Below are 14,089 nucleotides of genomic sequence, written 5' to 3'. Positions count from 1 at the left end.
ACCGGATGTGGAAACGGATCCGTACATATCTCATTTTGGGGGTGATCGCCCTTCTCCCCACAGTGGCGACCCTCTATGTTCTGAAACTTCTTTTTGCAATTATCGATCCGACTCTGGGAGTGGCGACGGCCAAGCTTCTTCATTGGTTGGGTGTGGTGCAGTTTCCTTTGGTGATTGGGGGAATTGTGTTTCACACCCACATCCCCGGTGTGGGTACCCTGCTCACACTGGGAATTCTCATCTTGATCGGGATGATGGCCCGCAGTTTGATCGGGAAACAGGTGCTCCGCTTCACGGAGCATCTTTTCTCACGGATCCCCCTGGCACGGAACATTTACTCGACGGTTCAACAGGTCATAAGTGCCTTCGCCCATGATAAGACCAGTTTTAAACGAGTGGTGATGGTAGAATACCCGCGAAAAGGAGTCTACACCCTCGGGTTTTACACGGGGGAAGGAAGCGGGGAGATCCAGAGAGAGGAGAAGAACCAGTTGCTTAATATTTTCCTGCCGACCACACCCAACCCCACTTCGGGGTGGCTGGTTCTCGTTCCCGCGGCAGATGTGGTCTTTTTGAACATGTCTGTGGAAGATGGGCTGAAGTATATCATCTCCGGCGGGGTGGTTGTGCCCCCTGTCAGGGAAATCGGTCCGGTCAAGGATCACAGGAAAGAAGGGATTTCGGTTGAACCGGGAACAGTTGATTGAAGAAGCGAAAAAAGCACGGCAACGGGCTTACGTACCCTACTCCAAGTTTCCGGTGGGGGCGGCTCTCTTGGCGGAAGACGGAAGGATTTTTTCCGGTTGCAATGTGGAGAATGCCTCCTTCGGCCTGACCAATTGTGCGGAACGAACCGCCTTTTTCAAGGCAGTGTCCGAAGGGGCGGGGAAATTTCAGGCCCTTGCGGTGGTGGGGGCCACTGCGGGCCCCGTCTCTCCTTGTGGGGCGTGTCGGCAGGTGATGGTTGAATTTTGTTCCCCCGGGATGAAAGTATATCTCGCCAACCTGGAAGGGAAAATTCGGGAAACTACCGTCAGTGAGCTGTTACCCGGTGCCTTTGACAAGGAGGAACTCAATGAAGGAGCTAGTGTTTAAATCCGGTTTTGTCACTCTGATCGGACGGCCCAATGTGGGGAAATCGACCCTGCTGAACCAGGTGTTGGGACAAAAAGTGGCCATCATGTCGGATAAACCTCAGACGACCCGGAACAAAATCCGGGGGGTGTATACCACTGAGGAGGAACAGATCATATTCCTGGACACCCCGGGGATTCACAAACCCAAATCCCGACTGGGAGATTGGATGGTTCAGACAGCACGGGAGACCTTTGAAGAGGTGGATGTCATCCTGTTCCTGGTGGATGCAAAGGAAGGGATGGGACCTGGGGACCGGTTTATCATGGAACAGTTGAAAGCGGTGAAGACTCCGGTCTTTTTGGTGGTCAACAAGATCGATCAGGTGCATCCCGACACTCTGCTGCCCCTGATCGACGGGTATCGAAAAGTGTTCTCATTCCGGGAGGTTGTGCCGGTTTCCGCACTGTACGGAAATAACACCTCCACTCTCCTGGAGCTGATCCGCCGGGAGTTGCCCGAAGGGCCCGCCTATTACCCATCCGAGTATGTCACCGATCACCCGGAGAGGTTTATCATCGGGGAGTTGGTCCGGGAAAAGGTGCTCCACCTGACCCGGGAAGAGGTACCCCATTCGGTGGCGGTGGTAGTGGAGGAGATGAAAGAGGAAGAAGAGGGCCGAATGTTTGTGCGGGCCACCATCTACACCGAACGCCCATCCCAGAAGGGGATCCTGATCGGCAAACAAGGCTCCATGTTGAAAGAGGTGGGCCGACGGGCCAGGAAAGAGATCCAGCGCTTGTTGGGAAGCCGGGTTTACCTCGATCTGTGGGTGAAGGTGAAAAAAGATTGGCCAAACGAGGAGTTTCTGTTGCGGCAGTTCGGCTACCGTGATGAAGAGTGACAGGTGGAAACAATATCTAGAAACTGCCGTTCATACTCTCTTCTCTGGAGGTCATCCTAACCGTTAGCACGAGATTCGTCGGCGGAAAGGATGAGACGGTTTGCGCAATTTTTCCTGGAATTGTTTTGCGGTAACCGGCAATATAGATGCGTATCTCCTGTATAAAGATACTGAAACCCTCGCCGAGCGGAGAGAACCAGACATCGTATTGCGGGAGAAGGAAAAGGAGAAGAAGAGCTGAGGGGAATCACTGATGTTGGAAAAATTGGAAGGGATCGTCATCCGGACTCGGGATTATGGAGAAAGCCATAAAGTGGTCATTCTGTTTACGAGGGAGTATGGCAAGTTTGCGGTGATGGCCAGGGGGGCTAAAAAACCAAAAAGTCGGTTGGCGGCGGTGACTCAGCCCTTTACCTCGGGACAATACCTCTGCTATACCGGATCCGGGATGGCCACCCTGTCCCAAGGAGACATTCTTAAATCCAGGCATCTCCTTCGTTCCGATCTGATTCTAGCTTCCTATGCAGCCTATTGGACGGAATTTCTGGACAAACTGAAAGAGGAAAAAGAACCGGATCCGCCGATCCATATCTGGTTGGAGACAGTATTGAACATGTTGGAGGAGGGGGCGGACCCAGAAATCCTGTCCAGAATTTTCGAATTGAAAGTGTTGGAGTCCACCGGGTATCGCCCACGCCTGGAGGGCTGTGTCCATTGCGGAAGTGCAAATCTCCCTGTCAAATTCAGCATCCGACAGGGAGGATTCCTCTGTCCGGAGTGCTCCTCCCGAGATCCGGGAGCTCTTTTTCTTTCCCCCGCCGCTGCACGGGTTCTCGGAACCTTGGGTGCAATCACACCGCATCGGTTGGGGCAAATCCGGGTGAAAGAGGAGACCCGACGTCAACTGGAGCGGATCCTTCGCTCCTTTATCGATGAATACATCGCCTTGCCTCTTCGATCCCGGGATTTTTTGGACCGAATGAAAAAAGACTGGCGGAATGGGTGAGATCATTGACACAGCCGCATGGGATTTGATATAACTACAATATCCGGAAAAACAATATTGAAAATGCGCGATGAGAGAAGGGAGTAGCCGGTCCATTTGTGACCAAGCGAGTCGGGGAGGGTGAAAGCCCGGCCACAAACCCGGTGAAGGGCGGTCTGGAGCGCAATGGAATCGAGGGGACCGGTGACGGCGGATCGGCTGACCGGTCAAATAGGGTGGAACCGCGGGAAACCTCCCGTCCCTATGGGAGCGGTGCATGCTTCCGAGGGGTGGAAGGTTTTTTTATGCTCAGTTTTGGAGGTGGGATGGAATGAACATACAAGAGATCATCTTGAAATTGCAATCCTACTGGAGTGCCAGAGGCTGTGTTTTGGCACAGCCCTACGATGTGGAAACCGGGGCGGGAACCATGAACCCCATGACCTTTTTGCGGTCACTCGGCCCGGAACCATGGAATGTAGCCTATGTGGAACCCTCTCGGCGTCCGGCGGACGGCCGGTATGGAGAAAACCCGAACCGGGTCTACCAGCACCATCAATTCCAGGTGATTATGAAACCGTCTCCGGACAATATACAGGAGTTATATCTGAAAAGCTTGGAAGAGCTGGGAATCAATCCTTTGGAACATGATATCCGGTTTGTGGAGGACAACTGGGAAAATCCAGCTTTGGGAGCGTCGGGACTTGGATGGGAAGTTTGGTTGGACGGAATGGAAATCACCCAGTTCACTTACTTTCAACAGATCGGCGGTTTGGAGGCGGCTCCGGTTTCCGTGGAGATTACATACGGTTTAGAACGCCTCGCCTCTTACATCCAGAATAAGGAGAACATTTATGAATTGACTTGGGTGGAGGGTGTCACCTACGGGGATATTTTCAAGCAGCCGGAGGTTGAACATTCCAGGTATTCCTTTGAAATCTCCGACACGGATCAACTCTTTCGCTGGTTTGACGCCTATGAACAGGAAGCGGGGCGGGCACTGGATGAACACTTGGTCTTCCCCGCCTACGATTATGTGCTGAAGTGTTCCCACACCTTTAATCTTCTGGACGCCCGGGGTGCGATCAGTGTTTCGGAAAGGACAGGATATCTGGCCCGGGTGCGGGGGTTGGCCCGTCGCTGTGCCAAAACCTATGTGGAGGAACGGGAACGCCTCGGATTTCCAATGCTGAAACAGGGAGGGATCCAGCATGGCTGAACAAGATTGGTTGGTGGAGATCGGCTGTGAAGAGATCCCCGCGCGTTTTGTGGAAAGCGGGGTACAGCAGTTACGGGAAAAATTGACCCGGTGGATGGAAGAGAACCGGCTCTCCTTTGGCAAGGTGAAAACCTATGCCACCCCGCGCCGTCTGGCCGTGTTGGTAGAAGATGTGGCTGATGCCCAAGCGGATGTGGAAGAAGAAGTTCGCGGCCCCGCAAAGCGAATCGCAGTCGCAGAGGATGGGAGTTGGACAAAGGCGGCGGAAGGTTTCGCACGTAAACAGGGAATCTCCACTGACCAATTGCAATTGCGCGAATATAAAGGGGAAACCTATGTCTTTGCCCATAAGCTCCAAGAGGGGAAACAGACAGTCACCTTGATTCAGGAGGGGTTGGCAGATGTCCTCGGGGGACTTCATTTCCCCAAAGCGATGCGATGGGGGGAGCGTCGGACCCGGTTTATTCGCCCGGTTCGGTGGTTGGTCTGTCTCTTCGGAGATGAATTGGTACCGGTAAAATGGGCCGGCGTCACCGGCGGCAGGCGCACTTTTGGGCACCGCTTTCTCGGCGGGGAAACCGAAATTGGACAACCGGCAGACTATGTGGAGACCCTCCGTGATCAGAAAGTGATGGTTGACATGGAGGAGCGTCGGGAAGAGATCCGTCAACAACTCCACCGGATGGAGGAACAGAACGGGTGGCGGATTCCCGTGGATGAGGAGCTTTTGGACGAGGTGACCCAATTGGTGGAGATTCCCACCGCTTTGTCCGGGTCTTTTCATGAGCGTTACCTCGAGCTTCCGGAGGCGGTTCTGATCACCACCATGCGGGAGCATCAACGTTATTTTCCGGTCAGGGACCGGGATCAAAATCTGTTGGCCCATTTTGTCACTGTACGAAACGGAGACAATCGAGGCTTGGATCAAGTGGCCAAAGGCAATGAAAAAGTGTTGTCCGCACGCCTGGCGGATGCCCGTTTTTTCTATGAGGAGGATTTAAAACTCTCTCTCTCCGCCGCGGCGGCCAAGCTGGATGATGTGGTCTATCTGGAAGGATTGGGAAGTGTAGGGGATCAAGTGCGGAGGATCCGGAAACTAGTGGAAGAACTGGCAGATCGTCTGGGCCTGGAGAACCCGGAACGAAGCCTGCTCTTCCGCGCGGCGGACATCTGCAAATTTGATCTGTCCACCCATATGGTGGATGAGTTTCCCGAGCTGAGTGGGGTGATGGGAGAAGAGTATGCCCGCCGGGCAGGTGAAGATCCGGAAGTGGCCCGGGCCATTATGGAACATCATTATCCCCGTTTTGCCGGTGATCGCTTGCCTGAGGGAAGATTGGGGGCTTTGATCAGTCTGGCAGACAAAATGGATGCCGTCGCGGCAGCTTTTTCCCTCGGAATTCAACCGACAGGATCTCAGGATCCCTACGGTTTGCGCAGAAAGGCATCCGCAGTGGTCCATATTCTGATGGACCGGGGCTGGAGTGGATTGCCCCTGTCCACCCTGATCGACCTATCTTTGGATTCTCTGCAAGCAGACGGCTGGCTGAAACGGGACCGGGAAGAAGTGAAAGAAGAGATCTCCCAATTCTTCCACCTTCGTTTGAAAGGGGCGCTGCAGGAAGAGGGAATCCGTTATGATCTGATCGATGCAGTCCTTCTATCTGACCTTTCCACCCCTCAGTTGATGCTCGAGAAAGCACGGGTATTGACGGATGCGGTAACCCGTGAGGATTTCAAAATGATCGTGGAGGGGTTCAGCCGGGCATCCAACTTGGCCGCCAAAGGAGAACCGGATTTGACGGTCAACCGGGATCTGTTGGAGGTGTGGGCGGAACGGGAATTGTACGCTTCCATCCGATCCGCTTCCGAAGATTTCTCCACGGCACAGGAGCAACAGGATGCAGAGGGAATGTTTGCCGCCATCGCCAAACTGGCCCCGGCCATTCACCGTTTTTTTGATGATGTGCTGGTCATGGTGGAGGATGAGACCACCCGCACCAATCGTCTGGCCTTACTTCAGGAGACGGATCGGCTGACGAAAAGGTTTGCCGCATTTAATAAAATCGTGTTTCCATCCTGAATCAATTCTGAACAGGGGACGGTCTGGTACCGTCCCTTTTTATTAAAAAATTGCCAGGGAAAAGAGTTGCGAAAAACGTAGGTCCGATATAGTATATACTATATCTAAATACATGTATTAAGTATGACATATTATTGGATTGTCTTTGCTTTTAAGGGGGTGTGACCCAATCCAACTGTCGGAACGCCAGGAAATGATTATACGGATCGTAAAAGATGAAGGTCCCATCACGGGGGAACAAATCGCGGAGCGACTGAATCTGACCCGGGCCACCTTGCGGCCGGACCTGGCCATCCTGACGATGTCCGGTTTTTTGGACGCCCGGCCGCGGGTGGGATACTTTTATTCGGGAAAGACAGGCAATCAGCTTCTTGGTGAACACATCCGCAAGTTGACAGTGAAGGATTATAAGTCGGTCCCTGTTGTCTGTCAGGAAGAGACTTCCGTCTATGATGCGATCTGCACCATGTTTCTGGAAGATGTGGGGACCTTGTTTGTCGTAAAGGAAGGGGGATTTCTAGTCGGTGTGATCTCCCGGAAGGATCTATTGAAGAGTTCCATGGGGAATCAAGATCTACAGACGATCCCAGTGGGAGTGATTATGACCCGCATGCCCAATATTGTCACCTGTCGTTTGCAGGAATCCCTCTTGGACGCAGCCGGCAAATTGATCTATAACCAAGTGGATTCCCTGCCTGTGGTCAAAGAGGGAAGCGGCAGGGACCAACTGGAAATCGTCGGACGGATCACCAAAACGACCATCACCAAAGCCTTTGTGGAACTGGGAGAAGGCTCGTCTGTTTGAGAGAGTCAGGGAGGGAAGAATCATTTCAAGCCAACTGCATGCCCCCGTCGTCTATGTCTTGTCCGACTCCGTCGGGGAAACCGCCGAACTTGTCGTCCGGGCAGCATCCAGTCAATTTAACGGAGGGGATGTGGAAATCCGCCGCACCCCTTATGTGGATGACAAAAAAACAATTCGGGAGACGGTGGAAGCCGCCGCTGAAGTGGGAGGGATGATTGCTTTCACCATGGTCGTGTCCGAATTGCGGACCTATATCCTGAAAATGGCGGAGGAGCGTGGGGTGCCCGTCGTCGATATCATGGGGCCGATGCTCAGAGGTCTGGCTGACCTGTATGAAAGGGAACCGAGACGGGAACCGGGGTTGGTCCGCAAAATGGACGATGATTATTTTCGTAAAGTGGAAGCCATCGAGTTTGCCGTCAAGTACGATGACGGACGGGATCCCCGGGGAATCCTGCGGGCGGATGTGATTCTGATCGGTGTGTCCCGGACATCCAAGACACCCCTGTCCATGTATCTGGCCCACAAGCGTCTCAAAGTAGCCAACGTGCCTCTGGTTCCTGAAGTGGAACCGCCCGACGAATTGTTCATGGTACCGGCTGAACGTTGTGTCGGCCTTACGATTGATCCCGATCAGTTGAACGGGATTCGGAGAGAGCGGTTGAAGTCCTTGGGTTTGACGGCTCAGGCCAACTATGCCAATATGGATCGTATTATCCAGGAGCTGGAATATTCCGAAAAAGTGATGAAACGGGTGGGATGTCCCATTTTGGATGTCTCCAACAAAGCGGTGGAGGAAACGGCCAACATCATACTCGACATGTTTCGAAAGGGAGGGAGTCAACTATGAGCCGAGCCATCATCCCCTTTCAGGAAGGTGGACTCGATTTGAAAGATCTGATGGGAGGAAAGGGAGCCAATCTTGGGGAAATGACAAAGGCCGGTCTTCCGGTGCCGCAGGGGTTCACCATCACCACGGCAGCCTGTCTCGAATACTATGACTCGGGTCAGCAGTTGACAGAGGAACGGAAAAGAGAGATCAGCCAAGCTCTGTCCGCTTTGGAACGACAGACGGGCAAAAAATTGGGGGATCCGCTGAATCCTCTTTTGGTCTCTGTCCGTTCCGGTGCGGTCATCTCCATGCCGGGGATGATGGATACCGTTTTGAATCTCGGGTTGAACGATGAAACAGTGAAAGGGCTGGAGGAGTTGACGGGCGACCCCCGCTTCGCCCGGGATTGTTATCGTCGCTTCATTCAGATGTTCTCCGATGTGGTGTTGGGGATTCCCCATTATCGGTTTGAGCGGGTGATCGAGGGGAAAAAAGAAGAGCTGGGGATTCAATCCGATACAGAAGTAACCGCTGAGGACTGGTTAACAGTGATTGAAGACTTCAAGCACATCGTCCGGGAAGAGACCGGAAATTCCTTTCCCCAAGACCCTATGGAACAGTTATACCGATCAATCATCGCCGTGTTTGATTCCTGGAACAACCAGCGGGCACGGATCTTCCGCAAAATACACAAGATCAGCGACAGCCTGGGCACAGCAGTCAATGTTCAGATGATGGTTTTTGGAAACATGGGGAACGACTCAGGCACCGGTGTCGCTTTTACCCGCAATCCCTCCACCGGGGAAAAAATGCTCTACGGGGAGTTTCTGATCAACGCTCAGGGGGAGGATGTGGTAGCCGGAATCCGGACACCGGAGCCGATCGCCGCCCTGTCGGAGCGTCTGCCCCTGATCTATGAAGAATTTCGCGGGATCAGCACCCGGCTGGAGGCTCATTACCGGGATATGCAGGATATTGAATTCACCGTGGAGCGGGGCAAGCTCTATATCCTGCAAACACGCAACGGGAAAAGAACGGCCCGGGCAGCTGTAAAAATCGCCGTCGACATGGTGGAAGAAGGCGTGATCGATAAAAAGACGGCTTTGAAGAGAGTGGATCCGGATCAACTGGATCAGCTGTTGCACCGGCGGATCGATCCCGATGCCCCATTGGATGTTCTGGTCAAGGGCCTTCCCGCTTCACCGGGTGCTGCATCAGGGCAGATCGTCTTTGATGCGGACACCGCGGAACGGCAAGCCCAGGAAGGGAAGAAAGTGATTCTCGTCCGGACAGAGACGACACCGGAAGATATTCACGGGATGGTCAGTGCACAGGGAATCCTCACCAGCCGGGGCGGGATGACCAGCCATGCCGCTGTGGTGGCCCGGGGTATGGGAAAACCTTGTATCTGTGGTTGTGAAACGGCCCGGATTGATTCGAAAAAGAAAGAGTTGCGTATCGGAGACGCTTTGTTACGGGAAGGGGACGTGCTTTCCATCGACGGCGGAACCGGGGAAGTGATCCGGGGAGAGGTGCCGTTGATTGATCCGGAGTTGTCTGAGGAATTTCAACGGTTGCTCCGATGGGCTGACGAAGTTCGTACGCTCAAGGTCCGGACCAATGCGGATAACCCGGAAGATGCGGCCAAAGCCCGGGAATTCGGGGCGCAGGGTGTGGGCCTTTGTCGGACGGAACACATGTTTATGGCGGCGGACCGGGTCCCGTTGGTACGGAAGATGATTCTGGCGGAGTCGACTGAAGAAAGACAGAAGTACCTCGCCAAACTGCTCCCCATGCAGACAGCGGATTTTGCAGGAATCTTCAGGGAGATGGGCGGCCTTCCCGTCACCATTCGACTCCTGGATCCTCCCCTCCATGAGTTTCTTCCTAACCTGGAGGATCTTCTGACCGAACGGGTTCGGTTGCAGATGACCGAAGGAATCGATCCGAAAGTTGTTCGGGAGAAAGAGGAACTGTTGCGCAAAGTTCGGCAGCTCCACGAGTTTAATCCGATGCTGGGGCATCGCGGCTGTCGCCTCGGCCTGATTCATCCCGAAATTTACGCTATGCAGGTGGAAGCGATCTTCCTGGCGGCGGCGGAAGTGATTGGAGAAGGGATTGCTGTACAGCCCGAGATTATGATTCCGCTGGTGGGTCATGTGAATGAGCTGAGAGAGCTGCGCAAGTGGGTCGAAGAGACGGCGGTTCAGGTCGCCGGCCGAACCGGGAAGAGCATCCCGTACAAGGTGGGAACCATGATCGAAGTGCCGCGGGCGGCTCTGACCGCTGCTGATATTGCCGAGGAAGCCGATTTCTTCTCCTTTGGCACCAATGATCTGACCCAGACCACCTTCGGTTACAGTCGGGATGATGCGGAAGGCAAGTTCCTTCATCATTATATCGACCGGAAGATCCTTCCGGAAAATCCCTTCATCAGTCTGGATCCCGATGGGGTGGGTCGTCTGGTCTCCATCGGAGTTCAGGAAGGGCGGAAAACCAAGCCTCATCTGAAAACAGGAATTTGCGGCGAACACGGAGGGGAGAAGAATTCCATTCATTTCTGCCACAGGACCGGGTTGGATTATGTCAGCTGCTCGCCCTTCAGAGTTCCCCTAGCCCGGCTGGCAGCTGCTCAGGCTGCACTCTCCTGATCTTCGCCCTGGCTCGTCCGTACTTGGAAACACCTGTTGTCCGGGTGTTTCTCTTTTTTGATCCGGAGAACAACTTTTTGGTAATGTCAAGGTCTGGAAGGATTTTTCCCGCCTGCCCGCGTATAATACATAAGAACGAGGGACGTCCGTACACAGTTCGACAAATTCGGAAACAGGGTAAGGAATTGGATGGTGGAAGGAATCCCGATCATATTGTAGAATTGGATGATATGGGCTGGTGATCCCCTGTTCCACTTCGTTTTCCATAATCTACTTACCCGCGGAGTGAAGGATTTTGACGAATTTTGGCGAACAAGTACATGCTTGGAGAAGGCGGTGATTTCATGGGGGGACGAATTCCCGATGATGTCATCGACCGGATTCGGGATCACTTCGATATTGTCGATGTGGTGGGGCAGACGGTCCAACTGAAGAAAAGTGGTCGAAACTTTTTCGGTCTGTGTCCGTTTCATTCTGAGAGAACACCCTCCTTCTCCGTATCCCCGGACAAACAGATATACTATTGTTTCGGTTGTGGGGCCGGTGGCGATGTGATCCGGTTTTTGATGGAGACAGAGCAGTTGACCTTTGTGGAGGCCGTCACTCAGCTGGCGGATCAGGCAGGGATCCAACTTCCCCGGAGTCGGGGGGAGAACACCCGGGATCCGGAAGAGGAGAAACGGCAACAACTTCGGGTGGTGACCGAATTGGCCGCCCGTCTGTATCATCATATGTTGCTGGAGAGTGATCATGGTTCACAAGCTCGGGAGTACCTGATGAAACGGGGGATCACCCGGGAGACAATGGAAGAGTTTCAATTGGGATTTTCTCCTGATTCTTACCATTTCCTCCATTACTTTTTGAAACGGCGCGGTGTAGATGAAAAAACAGCGGTGGAAGCGGGGTTGTTGGTTGAACGGGATCCCTCCCGAGGGCCTTCCGCATGGTTTGACCGCTTTCGGGGGAGGATCATGTTTCCCATTCATGACACACAGGGGCGGGTGATCGCCTTTGGGGGGCGGGTGTTGGGGGAAGGTCAGCCCAAGTACCTGAACAGCCCTGAAACCACCCTGTTTTACAAAGGGAAATTCCTTTATAATCTTCACCGCGCGCGAAAAGCAGTCCGGAAGGCGGAGCAGGTGATTCTTTTTGAAGGGTATATGGATGTGATCTCCGCTTGGCAGGCCGGGGTGTTCACCGGTGTGGCCACTTTGGGAACCGCTTTGACCGAGTCCCAAGCCCGGGTGATCCGCCGCAATGCCGGTACCGCCGTGATCTGTTACGATTCCGATCGGGCTGGACAAAAGGCGGCGGATCGGGCTGCGGAGGTTCTGAAGGAGCACGGGTGTGTCGTCAAGGTAGCCAAGATGCCCCCGGGAATGGATCCTGACGATTTTGTACGTTCCCGCGGGGCCGCATCTTTTTCCGGAGAGGTGATTGCACAGGCTCTTCCCTATGCCGCCTTTAAGCTGGAAGCCCTTAAAGCGGGGTTCAACCTTGTTGATGAGGAAGAAAAGATGGGTTACCTCACCCGGGCGATCGAGGTGATCGCGGATTTGCCCCGGGCGATCGAACGGGATCATTATCTGCGGCGATTGGCAAAAGAGTTTCATCTCTCTTTGGATGCTCTCAAACAGGAACTTCGGCAGATGGCATCGAAGAAGAGAGGAAGGAACGGGGATAAAGGAACGGGGAAGTGGAATAATGGATATCACAAAAGCAAACACATGGTCGGTCAGGGGCGCCGTCCCCAAGCGCATGAACAGGCGGAAAGGCGTTTGCTGCAAGCGATGATGCACGACCGGAATGTGGCAGAGCATGTGATGCAGACCGTCGGGGCCGACTTCAACATCGAGATACACGCCGCCATTGCCGCCTATCTGTATTCTTATTACTCCGAAGGGAATCCTGCGGATCCCGGGCGATTTCTCCGCTACCTCAAAGATGATCATCTGTTACGGGAAGCCAGTGGGATGGTGATCCTGAATACGCCGGAGGTGACGGATGAGGAGATCTCCGATTATATCCGGCATATACGCAATTATCCCCTTCATAAAGAAATTGAACGAAAAAAAGAGCAGGTCAAGCAGGCAGAACGAGCTGGTGACATTGCGGAAGCCACCCGTCTCGGGGTTGAACTGATTCGTCTGAGGGAAAAGGTTCGCAAACAGGCTTGAAGCAGTGGGATCAGGGAAGGAGGGAGCCGCAAGTTGGCAAATGAGCAAAACGTGGATGTGGAACACGAGCTCACCCTGGAACAAGTGAAGGATCATCTGACGAATCTGGGGAAAAAGCGCGGAGTTCTGACATATAAAGAGATCACTGAAAAGATGTCCGTCTTTGACCAGGAACCTCAACAAGTGGATGAGTTTTTTGAAGCCCTGAGTGAACAGGGGATCGAGGTTCTGAACGAGGACGATGAACCTATGGAATTCTCTGATGAAGAGGAAGAGGAGAATGACGAACTGCTGGAGGATGACCTGAGCGTTCCTCCCGGTGTCAAGATCAACGATCCGGTCCGGATGTATCTGAAAGAGATCGGCCGGGTGCCTCTGCTGTCCGCCGAGGAAGAAGTGGAACTGGCCAAGCGGATCGAAGAGGGTGACGAAGAAGCGAAACGGCGCCTGGCGGAGGCCAATCTGCGGCTGGTGGTCAGTATCGCCAAACGATATGTGGGTCGGGGGATGCTGTTTCTCGATTTGATCCAGGAAGGGAATATGGGTCTGATCAAGGCTGTGGAGAAATTTGATTTCCGTAAAGGATTTAAGTTCAGCACCTATGCCACGTGGTGGATCCGGCAAGCGATCACCCGGGCGATCGCGGATCAGGCCCGGACGATCCGGATTCCGGTGCACATGGTGGAAACAATCAACAAACTGATCCGGGTTTCGCGTCAGCTGTTGCAGGAACTGGGACGGGAACCCACCCCGGAAGAGATTGCTGAGGAGATGGAACTCAGCCCGGAAAAAGTGCGGGAGATCATGAAGATCGCCCAGGAGCCGGTCTCTCTGGAGACCCCGATCGGTGAAGAGGACGATTCCCATCTCGGTGACTTCATTCCCGACGATGATGCCCAGGCACCGGCGGATGCCGCCGCGTACGAGCTTTTGAAAGAGCAGCTGAAGGATGTGCTGGATACTTTGTCCGACCGGGAGGAAAACGTACTGCGCCTCCGTTTTGGACTGGACGACGGTCGCACCCGGACCCTGGAAGAAGTGGGGAAAGTGTTTGGCGTCACCCGGGAGCGCATTCGCCAGATTGAGGCGAAAGCGCTTCGTAAACTTCGCCATCCCAGCCGTAGCAAGCGATTGAAAGATTTTCTTGAATAAGATGGGTACAACTTTCTGGAAAAGCACTCCGATGATGGGTGCTTTTATTTTTTGTTGATGATTGGTTCAATTTTATCCCTTTTCCGAACCCGATGCAAATCCTGTATGAGGGAGGGAATCGACCAAAACAAGTACATTCCAAAAATTCTTGAAGGAAAATCCCTCTTGAACTTATAATAATGAATGAAAGCGCTCTCATCAAGGATA

At 53.6% G+C, this 14,089-nt stretch carries 13 protein-coding genes; all 13 read left to right on the top strand.

Annotation, left to right across the window (positions count from 1 at the left end; translation table 11 throughout):
* Positions 1-5: 5 nt before the first annotated feature.
* The gene (locus IEV46_RS03220; protein WP_188429830.1) at positions 6-707 is read left to right on the top strand and encodes a DUF502 domain-containing protein; all 702 of its coding nucleotides are present in this window, start codon (positions 6-8) and stop codon (positions 705-707) included.
* Positions 685-1,095: a cytidine deaminase gene (locus tag IEV46_RS03215; RefSeq protein WP_188429828.1), complete on the top strand. Its 411-nt coding sequence runs from the start codon at positions 685-687 to the stop codon at positions 1,093-1,095. Before IEV46_RS03220 ends, IEV46_RS03215 begins: the two co-directional genes overlap by 23 nt.
* Positions 1,076-1,978: a GTPase Era gene (gene era, locus IEV46_RS03210; RefSeq protein ID WP_188429826.1), complete on the top strand. Its 903-nt coding sequence runs from the start codon at positions 1,076-1,078 to the stop codon at positions 1,976-1,978. The genes IEV46_RS03215 and era overlap by 20 nt, the downstream gene beginning before the upstream one ends.
* Before the next feature lie 100 nt (positions 1,979-2,078).
* Positions 2,079-2,219, top strand: coding sequence for a YqzL family protein (locus IEV46_RS03205; protein WP_188429824.1), 141 nt, complete (start codon positions 2,079-2,081; stop codon positions 2,217-2,219).
* A 12-nt stretch (positions 2,220-2,231) separates the two neighbouring features.
* Positions 2,232-2,984: a DNA repair protein RecO gene (gene recO / locus IEV46_RS03200; RefSeq protein ID WP_188429822.1), complete on the top strand. Its 753-nt coding sequence runs from the start codon at positions 2,232-2,234 to the stop codon at positions 2,982-2,984.
* Between the two features lie 98 nt (positions 2,985-3,082).
* A complete protein-coding gene (locus IEV46_RS03195; RefSeq protein WP_188429820.1) occupies positions 3,083-3,298 on the top strand; it encodes a hypothetical protein in 216 nt (71 codons plus the stop codon).
* Complete coding sequence (gene glyQ / locus IEV46_RS03190) at positions 3,295-4,182, top strand: glycine--tRNA ligase subunit alpha (protein WP_188429819.1); 888 nt, start codon at positions 3,295-3,297, stop codon at positions 4,180-4,182. The genes IEV46_RS03195 and glyQ overlap by 4 nt, the downstream gene beginning before the upstream one ends.
* Positions 4,175-6,265, top strand: coding sequence for a glycine--tRNA ligase subunit beta (gene glyS / locus IEV46_RS03185; RefSeq protein ID WP_188429817.1), 2,091 nt, complete (start codon positions 4,175-4,177; stop codon positions 6,263-6,265). The genes glyQ and glyS overlap by 8 nt, the downstream gene beginning before the upstream one ends.
* A 193-nt stretch (positions 6,266-6,458) precedes the next feature.
* Positions 6,459-7,070: a transcriptional regulator CcpN gene (gene ccpN, locus IEV46_RS03180; RefSeq protein WP_188429815.1), complete on the top strand. Its 612-nt coding sequence runs from the start codon at positions 6,459-6,461 to the stop codon at positions 7,068-7,070.
* A gap of 22 nt (positions 7,071-7,092) precedes the next feature.
* Positions 7,093-7,920, top strand: a complete 828-nt coding sequence (locus IEV46_RS03175) for a pyruvate, water dikinase regulatory protein (protein WP_188430330.1) — start codon at positions 7,093-7,095, stop codon at positions 7,918-7,920.
* Complete coding sequence (ppdK, locus tag IEV46_RS03170) at positions 7,917-10,553, top strand: pyruvate, phosphate dikinase (RefSeq protein ID WP_188429813.1); 2,637 nt, start codon at positions 7,917-7,919, stop codon at positions 10,551-10,553. The genes IEV46_RS03175 and ppdK overlap by 4 nt, the downstream gene beginning before the upstream one ends.
* Positions 10,554-10,897: 344 nt before the next feature.
* Positions 10,898-12,730, top strand: a complete 1,833-nt coding sequence (dnaG, locus tag IEV46_RS03165; protein ID WP_229735878.1) for a DNA primase — start codon at positions 10,898-10,900, stop codon at positions 12,728-12,730.
* A gap of 33 nt (positions 12,731-12,763) precedes the next feature.
* Positions 12,764-13,882 carry an RNA polymerase sigma factor RpoD gene (gene rpoD, locus IEV46_RS03160; protein WP_188429811.1) on the top strand — a complete coding sequence of 373 codons (1,119 nt, stop codon included), beginning with the start codon at positions 12,764-12,766 and terminating at the stop codon, positions 13,880-13,882.
* The last annotated feature ends 207 nt before the right edge of the window (positions 13,883-14,089 follow it).

It is taken from the genome of Kroppenstedtia guangzhouensis, from assembly GCF_014637345.1.
In the GTDB taxonomy this organism is placed as follows: Bacteria; Bacillota; Bacilli; order Thermoactinomycetales; family DSM-45169; genus Kroppenstedtia; species Kroppenstedtia guangzhouensis.
Note: the sequence above shows the minus strand (reverse complement) of the source record. Positions and strands in the feature narration are given on the sequence as shown.